The 2,841-nt window shown below is 56.7% G+C and carries 2 rRNA genes (1 of these 2 running past the window's edge); both read left to right on the top strand.

The features are described 5' to 3' along the window. Positions 1-2,641: ribosomal RNA gene (locus tag ABGB16_RS32970) — 23S ribosomal RNA — on the top strand (it extends 467 nt beyond the left edge of the window). An 83-nt stretch (positions 2,642-2,724) separates the two neighbouring features. Next, a 5S ribosomal RNA gene (rrf, locus tag ABGB16_RS32975) occupies positions 2,725-2,841 on the top strand.

Here is a 2,841-nt window from a genome sequence, read left to right on the forward strand (position 1 = left end):
ACTCCTGTAATCTGCCGTGAATCTGCCAGGACCACCTGGTAAGCCTAAATACTTCCTGGTGACCGATAGCGGACTAGTACCGTGAGGGAATGGTGAAAAGTACCCCGGGAGGGGAGTGAAATAGTACCTGAAACCGTTCGCCTACAATCCGTCGGAGCCTTGCGGGGTGACGGCGTGCCTTTTGAAGAATGAGCCTGCGAGTTAGTGGTATGTGGCGAGGTTAACCCGTGTGGGGGAGCCGTAGCGAAAGCGAGTCTGAATAGGGCGTTTGAGTCGCATGCTCTAGACCCGAAGCGGGGTGATCTAGCCATGGGCAGGCTGAAGCGCGGGTAAGACCGCGTGGAGGGCCGAACCCACCAACGTTGAAAAGTTGGGGGATGACCTGTGGTTAGGGGTGAAAGGCCAATCAAACTCCGTGATAGCTGGTTCTCCCCGAAATGCATTTAGGTGCAGCGTCGTGTGTTTCTTGCCGGAGGTAGAGCACTGGATGGTCTAGGGGGCCTACAAGCTTACCGAAATCAGCCAAACTCCGAATGCCGGTAAGTGAGAGCGCGGCAGTGAGACTGCGGGGGATAAGCTTCGTAGTCGAGAGGGAAACAGCCCAGATCGCCAGCTAAGGCCCCTAAGCGTGTGCTAAGTGGAAAAGGATGTGGGATCGCATAGACAACCAGGAGGTTGGCTTAGAAGCAGCCACCCTTTAAAGAGTGCGTAATAGCTCACTGGTCAAGTGGTTCCGCGCCGACAATGTAGCGGGGCTCAAGCACACCGCCGAAGCTGTGGCATTCACATTTTTACTTCGCGGCGCCTTGATGTGTCGTGCAGGTGTGTGGATGGGTAGGGGAGCGTCGTGCCGTGGGTGAAGCAGCGGGGTGACCTAGTTGTGGACGCGGCACGAGTGAGAATGCAGGCATGAGTAGCGAATGAAGGGTGAGAAACCCTTCCGCCGGATGACCAAGGGTTCCAGGGCCAGGCTAATCCGCCCTGGGTGAGTCGGGACCTAAGGCGAGGCCGAGAGGCGTAGTCGATGGACAACGGGTTGATATTCCCGTACCCGCGAAGGAGCGTCCCTGATGAACCTCGTTGTGCTAACCACCCGAGCTGTGGGCGGTCTTCGGACCTAACATGGGGAGCGTGGGATCCTGGCGGGTAGTAGTCAAGCGATGGGGTGACGCAGGAAGGTAGCTGAGCCCGGCCGGTGGTTGTGCCGGGGTAAGCGTGTAGGCCGGTGTGTAGGCAAATCCGCACACCGTTAAGGCTGAGACGTGATGCCGAGCCGATTCAGGTGAAGTCAGTGATCCTATGCTGCCGAGAAAAGCCTCTAGCGAGTTCTTAGCGGCCCGTACCCCAAACCGACACAGGTGGTCAGGTAGAGAATACCGAGGCGATCGGGTGAACTGTGGTTAAGGAACTCGGCAAATTGCCCCCGTAACTTAGGGAGAAGGGGGGCCGGAGACGTGAAGCCCCTTGCGGGTGGAGCGTTGTATGGCCGCAGAGAGCAGGGGGAAGCGACTGTTTACTAAAAACACAGGTCCATGCGAAGAAGTAATTCGATGTATATGGACTGACGCCTGCCCGGTGCTGGAACGTTAAGGGGACCTGTTAGCTCTTCGGGGCGAAGCGGAGAACTTAAGCGCCAGTAAACGGCGGTGGTAACTATAACCATCCTAAGGTAGCGAAATTCCTTGTCGGGTAAGTTCCGACCTGCACGAATGGCGTAACGACTTCCCCACTGTCTCAACCACAGGCCCGGCGAAATTGCAGTACGAGTAAAGATGCTCGTTACGCGCGGCAGGACGGAAAGACCCCGGGACCTTTACTATAGCTTGACATTGGTATCTGAATTAGCTTGTGTAGGATAGGTGGGAGCCGGTGAAGCTCATACGCCAGTATGGGTGGAGGCATTGTTGAAATACCACTCTGGTTGATTTGGGTATCTAACTTCGGACCGTTATCCGGTTCAGGGACAGTGTCTGGTGGGTAGTTTAACTGGGGCGGTTGCCTCCTAAAGGGTAACGGAGGCGCCCAAAGGTTCCCTCAGCCTGGTTGGCAATCAGGTGTTGAGTGCAAGTGCACAAGGGAGCTTGACTGTGAGACTGACGGGTCGAGCAGGGACGAAAGTCGGGACTAGTGATCCGGCACTGGCATGTGGAAGCGGTGTCGCTCAACGGATAAAAGGTACCCCGGGGATAACAGGCTGATCTTCCCCAAGAGTCCATATCGACGGGATGGTTTGGCACCTCGATGTCGGCTCGTCGCATCCTGGGGCTGTAGCAGGTCCCAAGGGTTGGGCTGTTCGCCCATTAAAGCGGTACGCGAGCTGGGTTTAGAACGTCGTGAGACAGTTCGGTCCCTATCCGCCGTGCGCGTAGGATACTTGAGAAGGGCTGTCCCTAGTACGAGAGGACCGGGACGGACGAACCTCTGGTGTGCCAGTTGTTCCGCCAGGGGCATGGCTGGTTGGCTACGTTCGGAAGGGATAACCGCTGAAAGCATCTAAGCGGGAAGCTCGCTTCAAGATGAGGTATCCCACCACTTTCGGGTGGGTAAGGCCCCCAGTTAGACGACTGGGTTGATAGGCCGGAGATGTAAGCTCGGTAACGGGTTGAGTTGACCGGTACTAATAGGCCGAGGACTTGATTATCGAAGATGCTACGCGTCCACTGTGCAACTCCCGACAAACGAACAGCAGACCAGTGTTGGTGTTGTTTGATATGTCGATAGTGTTACGGCGGTCATGGCGGAGGGGAAACGCCCGGTTACATTCCGAACCCGGTAGCTAAGCCTTCCAGCGCCGATGGTACTGCACTCGGGAGGGTGTGGGAGAGTAGGACACCGCCGGAC

This window comes from Micromonospora sp. B11E3 (genome assembly GCF_039871625.1).
Lineage (GTDB): Bacteria > Actinomycetota > Actinomycetes > Mycobacteriales > Micromonosporaceae > Micromonospora.